General features: G+C 71.0%; 17 protein-coding genes. 11 read left to right on the top strand and 6 right to left on the bottom strand.

All coding sequences use genetic code 11. From position 1 onward, the window contains the following. Positions 1-48: 48 nt before the first annotated feature. Positions 49-1,089, top strand: a complete 1,041-nt coding sequence (locus HD597_RS27150; protein ID WP_253745676.1) for a LacI family DNA-binding transcriptional regulator — start codon at positions 49-51, stop codon at positions 1,087-1,089. 93 nt (positions 1,090-1,182) lie between these two features. Beyond that, positions 1,183-2,736 (top strand): DUF5722 domain-containing protein, encoded by a 1,554-nt coding sequence (locus HD597_RS27145; RefSeq protein ID WP_253745675.1) that lies wholly within the window; start codon positions 1,183-1,185, stop codon positions 2,734-2,736. A gap of 410 nt (positions 2,737-3,146) precedes the next feature. Here the strand turns inward: HD597_RS27145 and HD597_RS27140 are convergent, their stop codons facing one another. Beyond that, the gene (locus tag HD597_RS27140) at positions 3,147-3,647 is read right to left on the bottom strand and encodes an ArsI/CadI family heavy metal resistance metalloenzyme (protein WP_253745674.1); all 501 of its coding nucleotides are present in this window, start codon (positions 3,645-3,647) and stop codon (positions 3,147-3,149) included. Between the two features lie 82 nt (positions 3,648-3,729). Between HD597_RS27140 and HD597_RS27135 the strand changes: the two genes are divergently transcribed. From HD597_RS27135 to HD597_RS27110, 6 genes are all read left to right on the top strand, one after another. Beyond that, positions 3,730-4,149 carry an ArsR/SmtB family transcription factor gene (locus HD597_RS27135; protein WP_253745672.1) on the top strand — a complete coding sequence of 140 codons (420 nt, stop codon included), beginning with the start codon at positions 3,730-3,732 and terminating at the stop codon, positions 4,147-4,149. Then, complete coding sequence (locus tag HD597_RS27130) at positions 4,146-4,913, top strand: aquaporin (protein WP_253745670.1); 768 nt, start codon at positions 4,146-4,148, stop codon at positions 4,911-4,913. Before HD597_RS27135 ends, HD597_RS27130 begins: the two co-directional genes overlap by 4 nt. Positions 4,914-5,006: 93 nt before the next feature. Further along, positions 5,007-5,408 (top strand): arsenate reductase ArsC, encoded by a 402-nt coding sequence (locus tag HD597_RS27125; protein ID WP_276084153.1) that lies wholly within the window; start codon positions 5,007-5,009, stop codon positions 5,406-5,408. A 4-nt stretch (positions 5,409-5,412) separates the two neighbouring features. Next, positions 5,413-5,640, top strand: a complete 228-nt coding sequence (locus tag HD597_RS27120) for a GNAT family N-acetyltransferase (RefSeq protein WP_308210703.1) — start codon at positions 5,413-5,415, stop codon at positions 5,638-5,640. Between the two features lie 74 nt (positions 5,641-5,714). After that, complete coding sequence (locus HD597_RS27115; protein ID WP_253745668.1) at positions 5,715-6,071, top strand: ArsR/SmtB family transcription factor; 357 nt, start codon at positions 5,715-5,717, stop codon at positions 6,069-6,071. Beyond that, on the top strand, positions 6,068-6,853 hold the full coding sequence (locus HD597_RS27110) for a methyltransferase domain-containing protein (protein ID WP_253745666.1): 786 nt from the start codon (positions 6,068-6,070) through the stop codon (positions 6,851-6,853). The genes HD597_RS27115 and HD597_RS27110 overlap by 4 nt, the downstream gene beginning before the upstream one ends. A 188-nt stretch (positions 6,854-7,041) precedes the next feature. Here HD597_RS27110 and HD597_RS27105 read toward each other — a convergent pair whose 3' ends face one another. Continuing rightward, positions 7,042-7,422 (bottom strand): MerR family transcriptional regulator, encoded by a 381-nt coding sequence (locus HD597_RS27105; protein ID WP_253745665.1) that lies wholly within the window; start codon positions 7,420-7,422, stop codon positions 7,042-7,044. A 97-nt stretch (positions 7,423-7,519) separates the two neighbouring features. On the opposite strand from HD597_RS27105, the gene HD597_RS27100 reads away from it, so the two are divergent. Together HD597_RS27100 and HD597_RS27095 are read left to right on the top strand one after the other, a co-directional pair. Further along, positions 7,520-7,948: a hypothetical protein gene (locus HD597_RS27100; protein ID WP_253745658.1), complete on the top strand. Its 429-nt coding sequence runs from the start codon at positions 7,520-7,522 to the stop codon at positions 7,946-7,948. Between the two features lie 167 nt (positions 7,949-8,115). Beyond that, positions 8,116-9,609, top strand: a complete 1,494-nt coding sequence (locus HD597_RS27095) for a multicopper oxidase family protein (RefSeq protein ID WP_253745656.1) — start codon at positions 8,116-8,118, stop codon at positions 9,607-9,609. Positions 9,610-9,767: 158 nt separating this feature from the next. On the opposite strand, the gene HD597_RS27090 is transcribed toward HD597_RS27095, so the two are convergent. Together HD597_RS27090 and HD597_RS27085 are read right to left on the bottom strand one after the other, a co-directional pair. Further along, complete coding sequence (locus HD597_RS27090; RefSeq protein WP_253745655.1) at positions 9,768-10,202, bottom strand: hypothetical protein; 435 nt, start codon at positions 10,200-10,202, stop codon at positions 9,768-9,770. A 337-nt stretch (positions 10,203-10,539) separates the two neighbouring features. Continuing rightward, positions 10,540-10,935, bottom strand: a complete 396-nt coding sequence (locus tag HD597_RS27085) for a hypothetical protein (RefSeq protein ID WP_253745654.1) — start codon at positions 10,933-10,935, stop codon at positions 10,540-10,542. A 770-nt stretch (positions 10,936-11,705) separates the two neighbouring features. On the opposite strand from HD597_RS27085, the gene HD597_RS27080 reads away from it, so the two are divergent. Beyond that, positions 11,706-12,602 carry a CPBP family intramembrane glutamic endopeptidase gene (locus HD597_RS27080; protein ID WP_253745652.1) on the top strand — a complete coding sequence of 299 codons (897 nt, stop codon included), beginning with the start codon at positions 11,706-11,708 and terminating at the stop codon, positions 12,600-12,602. A 35-nt stretch (positions 12,603-12,637) separates the two neighbouring features. On the opposite strand, the gene HD597_RS27075 is transcribed toward HD597_RS27080, so the two are convergent. Together HD597_RS27075 and HD597_RS65980 are read right to left on the bottom strand one after the other, a co-directional pair. Next, a complete protein-coding gene (locus HD597_RS27075) occupies positions 12,638-13,327 on the bottom strand; it encodes a response regulator (RefSeq protein WP_253745651.1) in 690 nt (229 codons plus the stop codon). Further along, positions 13,324-14,508 (bottom strand): sensor histidine kinase, encoded by a 1,185-nt coding sequence (locus tag HD597_RS65980; RefSeq protein WP_253745650.1) that lies wholly within the window; start codon positions 14,506-14,508, stop codon positions 13,324-13,326. Before HD597_RS65980 ends, HD597_RS27075 begins: the two co-directional genes overlap by 4 nt. Positions 14,509-14,780 lie beyond the last annotated feature (272 nt).

Genomic DNA, 14,780 nt, shown 5'->3' with positions numbered 1-14,780 from the left:
GAGGTACACTGACGGCCTCTGCCAGGTGACGAGAAGGGCTGCCCGTCGGTGACCGACATCCACAAGCCGGCCGAGCGTCGGCGGCTCAGCATGGTCGACGTCGCGGCCCACGCCGGCGTGTCCGTGGGAACGGTCTCCAACGCGCTCAACCGGCCCGAACTCGTCGCCGAGCGGACGTTGCGCCGGGTCCGCGCCTCCATCAAGACGCTCGGGTTCGTGCCCAGCGCACCCGCCCGGCAGCTGCGCGGCGGCACCGGCCGGTCGGTGGGCGTGATGGTGCGCGACATAGGGAATCCGTTCTTCAGCGAGGTGCTGCCCGGCATCGAGACCAGGCTGTCGCAGGAGCATCTGCTCCTGATGCTCTGCAGCTCCAGCGACTCGCTCGAGAAGGAGGCCTACTACCTCCAGGTCCTGGAGCAGCACCGGGTGCCCGGCATCCTCATCACGCCCGCCGGGCCCGACATCTCCCACCTGGTGGAGCTACGCGGGCGCGGCGTCGGCGTGGTGCTGCTCGACCGGCCGGGGGCCGACTCGCAACTGTGCGCGGTCGCGGTCGACAACGTCAGGGGCGGCGAGCTGGCGGGCGCCCACCTGCTGTCCCTCGGGCACCGGCGCATCGCCTTCCTCAACGGCCCGTCGATCGTGCGGCAGTGCGCCGACCGGCGGGAGGGGCTGGTCAAGGCGGTGCGCGCCGCCGGGCTCGACCCCGAGGAGGTGATCACCGAGATCACCCTGCCCGCACTCACCCCCCATGAGGGCGAGGCCGCGCTGGAGCGGCTGCGCCTGGGCGGGAAGGGGCGTCCGACGGCGCTGTTCTGCGTCAACGACACGGTGGCGCTGGGCGCGCTGCGCGGGCTGGAGTCGCGCGGCATCGGCGTGCCGCGCGACATGGCGGTCATGGGCTACGACGACGTGGAGTTCGCGGCGCTGCTGTCACCCTCGCTGACCTCGATTCGCCAGCCCAAGCAGCAGCTCGGCCAGGCGGCCGCCGAACTGCTGCTCACCGACGCTCGCGGCGACGCGAACCACTGGCACCAGGAGATCGTGTTCCAGCCATCGCTCATGGTCAGAGCGTCCACAAGTACCTAGACACGTTTCAAGAAGCAGTTCCCGCTGAAGACAGGGGCTTGATCGGCGGCCTTCCGGGCCTCATTGTTGAGACGTTTAAATCCAGGAGGTCCCATGCGTTGGGTTGTCCGTCTCGCCGCCGCCCTCTTACTCGTCCTCCCCGCAGTCCCGGCCGCCGCCTCGGCCGCGCTGCCGTACCCGACCCGCTCCGACTACCGGATCAAGGGCCTGCAGCCCGACTTCTGGCCCGACAAGGACGAGATCGCCGGCAACAACGCCGGCGGCGTCGCCATGAACCTCGTCTGGGCCGACTGGGAGCCCAGCGTCAAGGCCCCGCCGTGCGCGGCGGGCACGCAGGAGTTCGGCGGACGCTGCTACACCGTCAGCACCGCCGTCGACGCCGCCATCAGGGACTGGACCAGCAGGGGTCTCGTCGTCACCGCCGTCGTCTACGGCACCCCGGCCTGGGCCCGCCAGGGCCGCACGTGCACGCCGGCCGCCGCCGGCTTCGAGATGTTCTGCGTGCCGAACGATCCCGCCGAGTACGGACGGTTCGCCGGCATGCTGGCCCAGCGCTACGACGGCCGGCACGGCAACGGCCGCATCGCCGACTTCGTCGTCATGAACGAGGTCAACAGCAACACCTGGTTCGACATCGGCTGCGGCCAGGGCACCACGTGCAACACCACCGCCTGGCTGGACGCCATCGCCGCCACCTACAACGCCGCCTACGACGCGGTCCTCGCCCAGCAGCCCACCGCCAAGGTGCTCACCTCGCTCGACCACCACTTCGGCACCGCCTACGACCAGCCGGCCGCCTCGGAGGCGAAGCTGTCGGGCATGACCGTGCTCAGGGGCCTCGCGGCGCGGGCCGGCGCCCGCGCCTGGCGGGTCGCCTACCACCCCTATCCGCCCAACCTGCTGGCGCCCCAGTTCTCCGCCGACGACTTTCCCCGGGTCACCTACGGCAACATCGGCGTGCTGGTGGGCTGGCTGCGGCAGCAGTTCCCGAACACGCCGTCGGCCTGGCAGGTGCAGCTCACCGAGAGCGGCGTCAACTCGCTGCCGCCTTCGTCGGAGTCGGCGCAAGCATCGCAGTTGTGCAATTCCTTCCGCAACGTCCTCGGCACGCCGGGCATCGAGAGCTACATCTGGCACCGCATGACCGACCACCCGGACGAGACGGCGGCCGGGCTGGGCGTGGGCCTGCGCCGTACCGACGGCTCCGCCAAGCCGGCCTGGTCGACGTGGGCACTGGCCAACCGCAACGACCTGTCGCCCCCGCGGCTGTCGTGCGGCTTCGAACTGCTTCCCCACACCCAGCTGCGCCGCGGCTACCACGCGGTCAGAGGTCACGTGGCCACCTCCCGGCTACTGCCGCCCGGCTTCACCCAGGAGCGCGCATGGAAGCTGCTGCGCAACCCGGCCTCCGGCACCGTGCCGTTGTACGAGTGCAAGGTGGGCGACCACACCATGCTGAGCCGCGATCCCGGTTGCGAGGGCCAGTTCGCGATGGGGCCGGTCGGCCACATCTACACCAGCCAGGTGGCCGGCTCGGTCGCGCTACACCGCTGCCGTCTCACCTCGAACGGCGACCACCTCGTCACCGACCAGGCGGACTGCGAGGGCCTGGCGTACGAGCAACTCCTCGGTTACGCGCTGCCCTGAGCCGGCGCGGGACGCGCCCAGGGTACCCCCGGGGCTGAGCCGACGGTGATCCCGTCCCGGAGCGGCCGGTCGCCGAAACGGCGAACCTCGTGCTTCGCCTGCACCGGCCCGTAGGTCGCCCGTGCCCGTACGGCGACGCCGCCACCCCGAAGGAGGCCCGCGCACGAGCCGCGGGCACGTCACCCCACATCCAGGAGCGGCGGCCCGCCACCGAGGACGGCTCCCGCAGCGTTGCGGGAGCCGCTACCTGCGCGGCCGGCTGCATCTCGCGAGCCGCTGACCGAAGAGTGGTGGCCAGTGGCAGCTGCGGGAGAGACGGGCTCGTCCCGCAAGCTTCATCGCGGTGATCAGGCGATTCTGAGTCACGGAGGGGCGCGGGCGTTCGCGTGCCCCTCCGGGCGCAAGGGCTGTCAGCAGCAGGCCGGCCGCTGGGCCTGTCCGGCGTCCTGGCCGGTCCCGGCCGTCGCCTGCTCGGCGGCCGCCGCTCGGCTCACGGTCTCGGACGTGGCGCAGCAGACGGAGTCGTTCTGCTCGGTCATCGATTCGGCCTCGGCCTTGACCACGTACACCTCCCACGGCTCGGCGCCCGGCCCGTGCACCCACACCTTGTCCTGAAGGGCGTAGCAGCAGGTGGTGTCGTTCTCCTCGAAGGTGGCCAGCCCGGCATCCTTCAGCCGCTGGGTGGCGGCGGTGACCTGGGCGGTGTCGTCGACCTCGACCCCCAGATGGTCCATCCGGGTGGGCTCGCCCCCCTCTCCCTCGATGAGCACCAGCTTGAGCGGCGGCTCGGCGATGGCGAAGTTGGCGTAGCCGGGGCGGCGCTTGGCCGGTTCGGTGCCGAACAGCTTGGAGTAGAAGGTGATCGAGCCTTCCAGGTCGGCGACGCGCAGGGCGAGCTGGACGCGGGACATGACGATCTCCGATCTTGATTCGACGGACGTCTAAGCAGTCCCGAGTTTGCGCCTCTGCTTAGGAATCTGTCAAATTAGAGATATGTCGAAGCAGGAGTTGCCGGTGCTCGGCTCCGGATGCTGCGCGCCCCTGGTCGCCGAGCCGGTCGGCGAGGCGGAGGCGGCCGACCTGGCGCGGGTGTTCAAGGCCCTCGGTGACCCGATCCGGGTGCGGCTGCTGTCGCTGATCGGCGCGCACGAGGGCAGCCGGGTGGCCGGCGCGGGGGTGTGCGTGTGCGAGCTGACCGGAGCGTTCACGGTCACCGCGCCGACCATCTCCCACCACCTGAAGGTGCTGCGCGAGGCCGGGCTGATCGACAGCCAGCGGCGCGGCACCTGGGTCTACTACTGGATCATCCCGGCCACGCTCAAGCGCCTCACGGGCGTGCTCGCCCTGCCCGAGACGCTCACCCTGCCCGAGACGCTCGCCCCGAGCGAGACGCTCACCCTGGCCGAGCGGTGAGCCCGCCCGGAGCAAGCAGCGCGAACACGATCGCGCGCCGGGCGCTGGCCGAGTTCACCGGCACCGCCGCCCTGGTGGCCGTGCTGGTCGGCTCCGGCATCATGGCCGCCGGCCTGTCAGGCGACGTGGGCGTGCAACTGCTGGCCAACAGCCTGGCCACCGCGGCGGGCCTGGCCGTGCTCATCACGGTGTTCGCGCCGGTGTCCGGAGCGCACTTCAACCCGGTCGTCTCCCTGGCCGCCTGGCTCCTGACCCGCCGCGAGCCGGTTGCGGCCGTGCGCGGCCGGGACCTGGCCGCCTACCTGCCCGCCCAGACGGCCGGAGCCGTCACCGGGGCGGTGCTGGCCAACGCGATGTTCGCGCTGCCCGCCGTCCAGCTCTCCGCCCGGGACCGCTCGGCGCCGCACCTGCTGCTGGGCGAGGCGGTCGCCACCGCAGGGCTCATCGTGGTCGTCTTCGCCCTGGCCCGGCAGGACCGCGCGAGACTGGCGCCGGTCGCGGTCGGCGGCTACATCGGCGCCGCCTACTGGTTCACCTCCAGCACGAGCTTCGCCAACCCGGCCGTCACCCTGGGCCGGGCCGTCACCGACACCTTCGCCGGGATCGCGCCCGCCTCGGTGCCCGGCTTCATCGCCGCCCAGCTGGCCGGGGCCGCGCTCGGCGGCCTGCTGCTGGCCCTGCTGTATCCGGCCACCCCGCGGCCCGGCCCCGCACCCGCCCCTGACGAGGTACGCCGGACGGCCGCGGCCGACCTGCCCCGATAGGAGACACAAGTGCCCGACCAGCCCGACCAGCCCGACCAGCCCGACCAGCCCGACCAGCCCGACCAGCCTGATCAGCCCGGCCCGCACGGGCGGCTGCCGCAGGTGCTGTTCGTGTGCGTGCACAACGCCGGCCGCTCCCAGATGGCCGCAGCCTTTCTCGTCCACCTGGCCGGCGATCGCGTCCGGGTGCGCTCGGCCGGCTCCGCGCCCGCCGACCAGGTCAACCCGGCCGTGGCCGAGGCGATGGCCGAGGTCGGCATCGACCTCACCGGCGAGATCCCCAAGGTGCTCACCGCTGACGCCGTCGCCGACAGCGACGTGGTCATCACCATGGGCTGCGGCGATGCCTGCCCCGTCTTCCCGGGCAAACGCTACGAGGACTGGGCGCTGGAGGATCCCGCCGGGCGCGGGGTGGAGGCGGTGCGGCCGATCCGGGACACGATCGAGGCCCGGGTACGCGACCTCATCGCCGGCCTCGCTCCAGTGCCGGAGTGAGCCGGTGAGCCACCCCGCGGCCGGTCGGGTGCCCGGCTGGCGCGCCGCCTCGGCCGAGGCCGCCGGCGTCTGGACCGTCCAGTGCGGGATCTTCCCCGAGAGCGCCGCCGGCCTGGCCCTGCACGCCCGCGCCGGGTTCCGGGTGCTCGGTGTACGCGAGCGCATCGCCCGCCACCACGGCCTCTGGCGCGACGTCGTGCTGATCGAACGCCGCAGCCCCGCCATCGCCTGAACCCCGTTCTCCACCCACGCGCCCTCATCCGAGGCCTACCCTCTCCTCCTTTCATCGTCTATCGTCGATTAACGATGAATGAGGAGAAGGGGCCGCTCGACCGGCCCACCGCCGTCGAGTACGCCGCCTGGTTCAAGGCCCTGGCCGACGCCACCCGGGTGCAGATCGTCTCGCTGCTCGCGCGCCGCGGCGCGCCGATGAGCGTCGGCGAGATCGTCGCGGCCGTCGAGGTCGGCCAATCCACTGTCTCGGCCCATCTGAAGGTCCTGTCCGAGGTGCGGTTCGTCCTGGTCGACCGGGTCGGCACCGCGGCCTTCTACCGGATCAACACCGCCTGCGTGGAGTGCTTCCCCAGCGCCGCCGACCTCGTCATGGGCCGTCCGGCCCCGTCACCGCCCGCCTGCGCGCCCCCATCAGGAGATGCCCGATGAGCGAATCCGCCAACTCCGCCTCCGCCCGCGAGGCCACCATCCAGCGCTACTCCGGCCTGGCCCGGCTCGCCGCCGCCGGCGGCACCCCGCTGGACTGCGAGCCCGACGCCTTCATCGGCGGCTGCTTCGGCGCCGCCGCCTACAACGAAGGCGAGAAGCCCGGCGTGCCCGAGGCCGTGCTGCGCGCCAGCCTCGGCTGTGGCAACCCGCTCGCCGTCGCCGACCTGCGCCCCGGCCAGACGGTCCTGGACCTCGGCTCCGGCGGCGGCCTGGACGTGCTGCTCTCAGCCCGCCGCGTCGGCCCCGCCGGCCACGCCTACGGCCTGGACGCCAGCCCCGACATGCTCACCCTGGCCCGCGCCAACGCCGCGGCCGCCGCGGTCACGAACGTGACCTTCCTGCACGGCCACATCGAGGCCATCCCCCTGCCCACCGCCGTCGTCGACGTCGTCATCTCCAACTGCGTCATCAACCTGTCCACCGACAAACCCGCCGTGCTGGCCGAAGCCTTCCGCGTACTGCGGCCCGGCGGCCGGCTGGGCATCAGCGACGTCATCGCCGACGAGGGCCTGGACGCGACCGCCCGCACGGCCGCCGAGCACCGCGTCGGCTGCGCCAACGGCACCCTGACCGCCGGCCGGTACGAGCACCTGCTGCAGGCGGCCGGCTTCACCGGCGTCCGGATCACGCTCACCACCGACGCCGGCGACGGCCTGCACTCGGCCATCGTGCAGGCGGCCAAGCCGGACGCCGCACCGGCCTCACCCGGCAGTCCCATCTGACCGGGCCTCGGAAGTCGACCGGCACGCCAGCGAAAAGCGCGTCAGCGGGCTGAGCGGCACCGGCTGGCGTGACCCTTCGATCCCGGCTGGCCCCTACAGGAAGGGAGCCGAATTCCGGCGCTACGGGGCGGTGAGGATCACGGGCGTGAGGGCCGCTCGGGTTGCAGCGACAGGACGCACCGTAGCGCTCAGCGGTCGGCGTGCCCGTATGCAAGGCGGCATTGGCCGGCGTGGCAGTCCCGCAGGCTTTGTGCAGCGGCATGTCGTGCCCTGGTCAGCTCGGCGATCTTGGCGTCGAGCCGGTCCACCACCGCCTCCAGCCGCCAGCGTACGCTGTCGCAGGTGGCCCCGCCCTGGTCATGGGCGCTCAAGGCGCCGGCGACCTCGTCCAGAGTGAAGCCCAATTCCTGCAGGGCCTTGGCCATCCGGATGCGCTCCACCGCTGCGGCGTCGAAGACGCGATAGCCCGAGGGCCGGCGCTCGGCGGCAGGCAGGATGCCGCGCCGCTCGTAGAAGCGGACGGTGTCCACGGTGACCCCCGCCTCGCGGGCGACCTGCCCGATTTTCATGCGGCTTCACCTCTTGACTCTGGACTTAAGTCCAGACTTTACGGTTCAGGTGACGGCGCCACAAGAGCGCCGGCCACCCGTCCCGAAGGAGCCCACCGTGGACATCCCCGCTGCCTCCACACCGATCGTCTGCGACATGACCACCGCCCCCGACACCGCCCAGCAGCGCCTGGACGAATACCAGCACCTGTTCGGCCGGCACCTCATCAACCGCGAGAGGACCGGCCAGGGCGTCCGCTTCCGGCTGCGCGCCGAGCCCGGCGTGGCGGCCTGGGTGCGGGACCTGGCCGCGCGGGAGAAGGCCTGCTGCGCGTTCTTCGCCTTCGACGTCACCGTCGAGGGCGAGCAGGTGATCTGGGACTGCGCGGTCAGTGACGACGACACCGCCCGCGCCATCCTGGAGGAGTACTACCGGCTGCCCGATGCCGCCCCGCGAAGCCCCGGCGCGTTGGAGGAGCGCCTGGCCGTCAAGGGGCTGCGCTTCGTCGCCGGTGCGGCCGGCCCGCTGAGCGACATGGTCGGCTGAAACTGCGCCTGGAACCGCGCCCGCAGGTCACCGCACCCCCTCACCCGAGGCGATTACCTATTGTCATACATTGGGTACTAAAAGTACGAGTTGTGTGGCTGCGCCTGTCGCGAACCCGATGCGTGCCGGGGCTGGACCGTGAAGGGCGACGGGGAAGGGAGCACACCATGTCGATCGCTCGTCGCGACGTGCTCAAGCTGGGCGGTGCGGCCCTGATGGCCGACGGCATGGCCAAGACGCTCACCGCCTTGGACTCCACCGCGACCGCGTCCGGCTTCGCCCTGCCGGACAGGTTGTCCGGCAGGGCGGATTACACGCTGCGGATCGGAACCGGGCTGATCGAGCTCGCGCCCGACACGATCATTTCCACCACGACCTACAACGGCCAGTTTCCCGGGCCGCTGATCCGGTTCACCGAAGGCCGTCCGGTGGTGGTGGACGTTCACAACGACACGGATACACCTGAGCAGCTGCACTGGCATGGTCAGATCGTCCCCGTCGATGTCGACGGCTCCGCGGAGGAGGGCACCCCGTACATTCCGGCACAGGGCATGCGGCGGCTGTCGTTCACGCCGCGGCCGGCAGGTTTCCGCTTCTACCACACCCACGTGGTGCCGCGTAACGATCTGTCCAAGGGCCAGTACACGGGCGAAGTGGGCCCCGTCTACATCGAGCCCAGGAGCCATCCCGGCGCCTACGACCAGGAAGTATTCCTCGTGCTGAAGGAGTTCCAGCCCGCCTTCAGCCAAGGCGGGGACATGGCTCAGGACTTCCTGGCCGGCTCACCCGTACCGGCGCTGCGGCAGCGGGGCGAGAAGGCGATGGCCGAGTCCATCCGGCGGGGAATGCCGCACGGCTACGAGGTCGGCTACAGCGCCTTCAGCATCAACGGCCGCAAACTGGGCCACGGCGAGCCGATCAAAGTGAAGGCCGGGCAGCGCGTGCTGTTCCACGTCCTGAACGGCAGCGCCACTGAGATCCGCAGCCTGGCCCTGCCCGGCCACTCCTTCCGGGTCGTCGCGCTGGACGGCAACCCGGTGTCGCGGCAGGCCGAGGTGCCGGTGTTGTGGATCGGCACCGCCGAACGCGTCTCAGCGCTGGTGGAGATGAACCATCCCGGTGTGTGGGTGCTGGGGGATCTGTCCGACGACGACCGCAGGAACGGCATGGGCACGGTGGTCGAGTACGCCGGCCACAGCGGCTCCCCGCAGTGGAGCACGCCCGCCAGGTTCACCTGGGACTACCGCGCCTTCGCCCAGGCCGGCCCGCCGGCCGTGCGGCCCGACCAGATGATGGACTTCCTGATAGAAAAGCGCAACGCCGCTGACCAGGGATTCAACATCTGGACCCTGAACGGCACAGCGTTCAGCATGCACACCAACGAGCCGATCCTGCGGGTCCAGCGCGGCAAGCGCTACCGGTTGCGCCTCCGCAACGCCACCGACGACATCCACCCTCTCCACCTGCACCGCCACAGCTTCGACGTCACTCACATCGCCGGCACGCCCGTCCACGGGCTGCTCAAGGACGTGGTCATGCTCGGCGGCTACCAGAGCCTCGACCTCGACTTCACCGCCGACCAGCCGGGTCTGTCACTGTTCCACTGCCATCAGCAGATCCACATGGACTACGGGTTCATGTTCCTGCTGCGCTGCTCCTGACAGCGGCGCCCCCGGCGCGCGGTCAGTGACCGCCGGCCACCGCACGCCGCGCCAGGACGGAGACGAGCTCGCGGGCGGCGTAGCGGAACAACAGCCGGAACCCGTCGGGGCGGGCCATCAGTTTGAGTCCGGCCTTCCAGCACATTGCGTACGTGCGGCTAGTCCCGGCTCCAGATTTGAGTGGCTCGAGGGAGGTCCCTGAGGCCGCCACCCTCCGGGATCATGCCCCACAGAAAGGGCACCAGGTATGTGGGCGATTCGCCCAGGAGCGCGGGCAGTTCGTCCTCGGCGACGGTAAGGGTGAACGCCGGCCCCCGCTGCCCCGGGTTCCAGCCTTGATCCAGCGCCCGCCGGACACAGCCGGCGACGAGGACGGGACGGACCACGATCGTTCGCTCTCCTTGCCAGTTGTCCGGCCGGGCGCAGGGGAGTGAGACCACCAGGACGCCTTGCGGCTCCTCGGCTCGTTCGACGGCGAAGGTGAGAGGAGCCCAGCCGCCGTCCGGGTCGAAGGCCGGCTTGTGGCTGACTCGCCAGCGGTAGACGGCTCCATCGACCGTGATGAGCCGTGAACCCTTCTTCGGCATGGCCACAGGCGCCTCCAAACGCTACCAGCGCGACGTCGCCAGCCTAACGGGTGCTCATCGCGATGATCGAGTTGTTTCGCCTGTGACGGCACAGGGGGCTGCGGACCGGCGAGGATCTCGTCGGGCCCTGGCCGGCGGGATGCCGAGGGCGCCCTGCAGAAGATCATGGAAACGGGTGAGCTTCTCCCGGCGCACGTGGCCGGGCTCTTCCTCGTGTCCCACCAAGTGCGCGGCCGGGGACCTCCACGGTCACCCCCGCGCTACCGCGCACGTCCGATCCCCGAGCACACCGGACAGCCGCGGCTCGAGCACGGCGGTCGTCCCACGCCCTGAAGCAGCCCCATCACCGGGCCCGCAGCGTGAACGCCGCGGCGACGGCGAACCCCATCGGCAGGATGAACAGCGCCAGAGCGGGAGCCACCACGAAGATTCTGGCCGCGGTGTCGAACCCGCCGGGCAGCCAGGCGAGCGCCTGCCCGGCGATCAAGGCGACAAGCCAGCCGTAGCATGTCGTACCACCGGGCCGGGGCAGTCCCACGAGGCGACCGGCGAGTGCGCCGAGAGGCAACGCCAACAGGAAGTAGACCGGCATCAAGGGAATGATGAGCCAGAGCATTTGGGGGATGCGGTTGACCAGTGCGACGAGACCGACAACCGCACCCGTCGTTGCCACCCCGGCGGTTCCCGCCCAGACTATCCGGGACTTGAGGATCGACCGGCAGGTCGTGATCAACGCCATATGATCAAGATACGCCTGGCCTCCCACCGGTGAACTCACCGGAAGAACGGATCTCTCACGCAGGCGAGACACCCCGCCGATCCGTCGCTCCCTCATCGACGTGGCCGCTGCATGCGATCCCGCGCACCGAACGCGCGTGATGACAGGCCTGTGACCGGCTTCGGCGAGAGGCGCTGCTGCTGCGCCGCGTGACGGCCCGCTCCCTGTGGTGGCTGCTCAAGCCCTTCTTCGCCGCGGGCGCCACCGTGCGCGACGTGCTGCACGCCGTGGACGTGCGCCTGGACGACAGCCGGTGGACCTACACCTGGTCGAGCACGGCCGAGATCCGTCACGTGCCCAGCGGCCATGGCGCAGCGGCGAGCGCCCGGGGAGCGCGGTGCGGCATCGGCCCGCCGGCTGCCGCAGGAGCGGGGCTACCGGTGATCAGCCCGTTCTCCCGCCACGCCGCGCCTCTGCGTCGGCGGGGGATCTGGGCCGGGCCATCTCGCTGTACGAGGCGACGCCGGCCTCGCTCGCGGCGGGGCCGGGAGCGGGCTGTGGCGCGACTGGTCGCCGGGCTACGACGCCGCCGACGACATCGGCCACGTGCGCCGCAGCCTCGGCGGGGCCGCCAACATGGGGCCCGCCATCGGCTACTACGCGAGATCATCCATCCCCCATGAGAGCTACCGCGATGTCCGTTCCAGGGGGATGGCACGCCCGGCTCCGATCCCTAATCTTTCTCAAGCCGCGGAAGACACCGCGGAAACTTCATCGAAAGGATGGCGATCGTGGCGTCTCCGGAGCACCCGGAAAACACCCTCCCGCAAGCCGGCTCCACGACGGGCCGCGGCCGGTTGCGCAGGCTCCGGTTCCCCGTCCTGCTGATCGCGTTGTTCGGTGTGATGGTGGTGGCGGGCGGGATCACCCAGCTCGTCCTGCCCGTACCCCTCCTCGCCCTGCCGGTGGGGGCCGGCCTGGCCATCGCCGCTCTGACCTGCTACCGCTGGTTGTGCCGGGCCGTCGAGCTCCGCCCGGACATCCCCGAACTCGGCAAGCCGGGACGCTGGTCCCAGCTACGGCGCGGGACGCTGATCGGGCTCGGCATGTTCGCCACGCTGATGGCACTGATCGCGGTGTTCGGTGGCTGGCAGCAGGTGTCCTGGGGTTCCGCCGGCGGCTTCCTCGGCGCCGCGGGCCTGATGGCGAGCGTCGCCGTCACCGAAGAACTGCTGTTTCGCGGGGTGGTGTTCCGCCTCATGGAGGAACGTACCGGAACGGTGATCGCCCTGACCGTATCCGGGCTGCTGTTCGGCGCGATGCACCTGGTCAACGCCAACGCCACCCTGTGGGGCGCGTCCGCGATCGCCTTGACGGCCGGAATCATGCTGGCCGCCGCCTACATCGCGACCCGCTCGCTGTGGCTGCCCATCGGCCTGCACTTCGCCTGGAACTTCACCCAAGCCGGGATCTTCGGTGTCACGGTCTCCGGATCGGCCGTACCGTCCCAGGGCCTGCTGAACGTCACCCTGTCCGGCCCATCCGCACTGACCGGCGGCGCCTTCGGCCCCGAGGCCAGCCTCTTCGCACTGCTGATCTGCATGGTGCCCACCATCCTCCTGCTGCGGCGGGCCGCCCGCACCGGCCAGATCCGGCCTCGCCCGCACCGCGCCAAGCTCTCCACCTGACCCCACCGATGCCGGCCGCCGCAGCCGGCGCTGCGTCAACCCTGATCGGCGGCCACCAATCCCACCCGATAGGCGAGAACGACCGCCTGCACCCTGTCCCGCAGGTCGAGTTTCGTCAGGATCCGCGACACGTAGGTCTTGACGGTCTCGGTGCTGATGGCCAATCGTCTGGCGATCTCCGCGTTGGACAGGCCCTCGGCAAGCTGTTCGAGTACTTCCAGCTCCCGCTGCGTCAGTGCCCGCACGACCTCTTGCAGGGCCGGCCGGGAGGAGTCGGTGGGGCGCAGGCGCTCGGCGAAGTGGCCGATGAGGGCGCGGGTGACGGCGGGTGCGAGCAGGGAATCACCGCGCGCGATTGTGCGTACGCCGTCCACCAGTTCTTCCGGCCGCGCGTCCTTGAGCAGGAACCCGCTGGCGCCTGCTCTGAGCGCTTCGTAGGCGTACTCATCGACGTTGAACGTCGTCACCACCAGTACCTTCACCGGAGCGGCGACGCCTGGCCCGGCCAGTTGCCTGGTGGCCGCGATGCCGTCCAAGACGGGCATCCGGATGTCCATCACGACGACGTCCGGCAGCAGCCGCCGGGCGGCCTCGAGCGCCGCGCGGCCGTCCGCGGCCTCCCCGACGACCTCCATGTCGGGCTGGGCGGAGAAGACCGTGGTATAGCCGGTACGCACCAGTTCGTGGTCCTCACAGATGAGCACCCGGATCGGCGTAGTGCTCATGCGGTGTCCCTGAAGGGGATGAAGGCCCGGACACTGAACCCGCCCCCGGGCCGGGCGGCGGTGGTCAGCTCACCGTCCAGCAGGTGCAGGCGCCGGCGCAGCCCGTCCAGCCCTCGTCCCCCGGACGGCACGGCGGGGCCTTCTGCGGGAGCGGACCCCTCGGTGGTCACCTCGATGTCGAGGTGAGCGGCGCGGTAGTGGACCGTGACCCTGGTGGGCCGGCCCGTCGCGTGCTTGATGGCGTTCGTGAGGGCTTCCTGAACCACCCGATACGCGGCCAGTTCGACGTCGATGGGCTGGGGCGGACGCTCGCCGTCCTCGGCCAGGTCGACGGGCTGGCCGGAGACGCGGGCCTGTTCGACCAGGTCGGCAATACTGCCGAGGGCCGGCGTACGGTCCGTGAAGGCGGCGTCGCCGGTCGCCTCCAGCACACCGAGCAGATACCGAAGTTCCGTCAGCGCCCGCCGGCCGGTGTCGCTGATGGCGGCCAGCCCTTGCCCTGCGCGTTCCGGCGCGGTGCCGACCAGGAACTGTGCCGCGTCCGCCTGCACCACTATGGCGGTCACGTGATGCGTGACCACGTCGTGCAGCTCACGGGCGATGCGGGCGCGTTCGTCGGCGCCGGCCGCCAGCGCGCCGAGCCGCCGCCGTTCGGCCTCCTCGGCCCGCCATCGGCGCATCCCGGCACCGGCCGTCCAGATCACCACCAGAACCAGATAGAAGGCGAGAAAGTCGGAGATCCGGCTGGGAGATCCTAACTGGCTCAGGACGACCGCCAGCGCGGCATAGCCGGCGCTCACCGCCGCCGCGAGCTCGCGACGGTGCCGGGGCTGCTGGGCTCCAGCCGTGTACAAGGCCAGGTAGAAGCCGATGCTGGCGAACGTATGCGGATAGCAGAGCGCCTGATGAACGGCGAAGGCGGCGCCGATGACGGCGAGGCACACCGCCGGGTGACGGCTGCGGAACGCCAGCGGCGCCGACTGCGCCACGGTCAGCACCACCGCCAAGGCGTCGGCCGGGCGCCTCGGCAGGTCGCCGAGCTGAGCTCCGATGACGGACAGCGTCGGCACGAATGCCAGCGCAGTGAGCGTCGCCGCGAGCGCGCCGTCCTTGACCGAGGCCGGCCGGGCTCTCCACCAGACCGGCCATGAGCGCACGGCCAGGGGAACGCTCGTGATCACCGGTGTAGTCTATTGGCCCTCAGCCCGTACCCGTGGCACTCGGGACCTTTCGCTGTCGCGCGCGGGAAGCAACCTAAGCCCGCTGCACTGGTAGAAGCGCCGCTCGATGACCCTTGACAGGGCCAGGCGCTGCAGTGCGCCCTCCGTCCGCCGGTGGCGATGGGGTTGGCCTCCTGGGGCGCGATCAGTCCGCCGCTGCCGTTCGGCATGCCTCGCAGGGGTGGTGAAAGCTTTCCGGCACATCGGGCAATCAAGGGTGACCGCCTTGTCGA

This window comes from Nonomuraea thailandensis, from assembly GCF_024172165.1.
In the GTDB taxonomy this organism is placed as follows: domain Bacteria; phylum Actinomycetota; class Actinomycetes; order Streptosporangiales; family Streptosporangiaceae; genus Nonomuraea; species Nonomuraea thailandensis.
This window is presented reverse-complemented; position numbering and strand designations above follow the sequence as displayed.

Bases quoted from the DNA above. Each gene is read 5' to 3' on its own strand.
- HD597_RS27075 (WP_253745651.1), bottom strand. From the start codon at position 13,327: ATGAGCACTACGCCGATCCGGGTGCTCATCTGTGAGGACCACGAACTG.
- HD597_RS27105 (WP_253745665.1), bottom strand. From the start codon at position 7,422: ATGAAAATCGGGCAGGTCGCCCGCGAGGCGGGGGTCACCGTGGACACC.
- HD597_RS27140 (WP_253745674.1), bottom strand. From the start codon at position 3,647: ATGTCCCGCGTCCAGCTCGCCCTGCGCGTCGCCGACCTGGAAGGCTCG.
- HD597_RS27115 (WP_253745668.1), top strand. From the start codon at position 5,715: ATGAATGAGGAGAAGGGGCCGCTCGACCGGCCCACCGCCGTCGAGTAC.
- HD597_RS27110 (WP_253745666.1), top strand. From the start codon at position 6,068: ATGAGCGAATCCGCCAACTCCGCCTCCGCCCGCGAGGCCACCATCCAG.
- HD597_RS27145 (WP_253745675.1), top strand. From the start codon at position 1,183: ATGCGTTGGGTTGTCCGTCTCGCCGCCGCCCTCTTACTCGTCCTCCCC.
- HD597_RS27095 (WP_253745656.1), top strand. From the start codon at position 8,116: ATGTCGATCGCTCGTCGCGACGTGCTCAAGCTGGGCGGTGCGGCCCTG.
- HD597_RS27135 (WP_253745672.1), top strand. From the start codon at position 3,730: ATGTCGAAGCAGGAGTTGCCGGTGCTCGGCTCCGGATGCTGCGCGCCC.
- HD597_RS27085 (WP_253745654.1), bottom strand. From the start codon at position 10,935: ATGGCGTTGATCACGACCTGCCGGTCGATCCTCAAGTCCCGGATAGTC.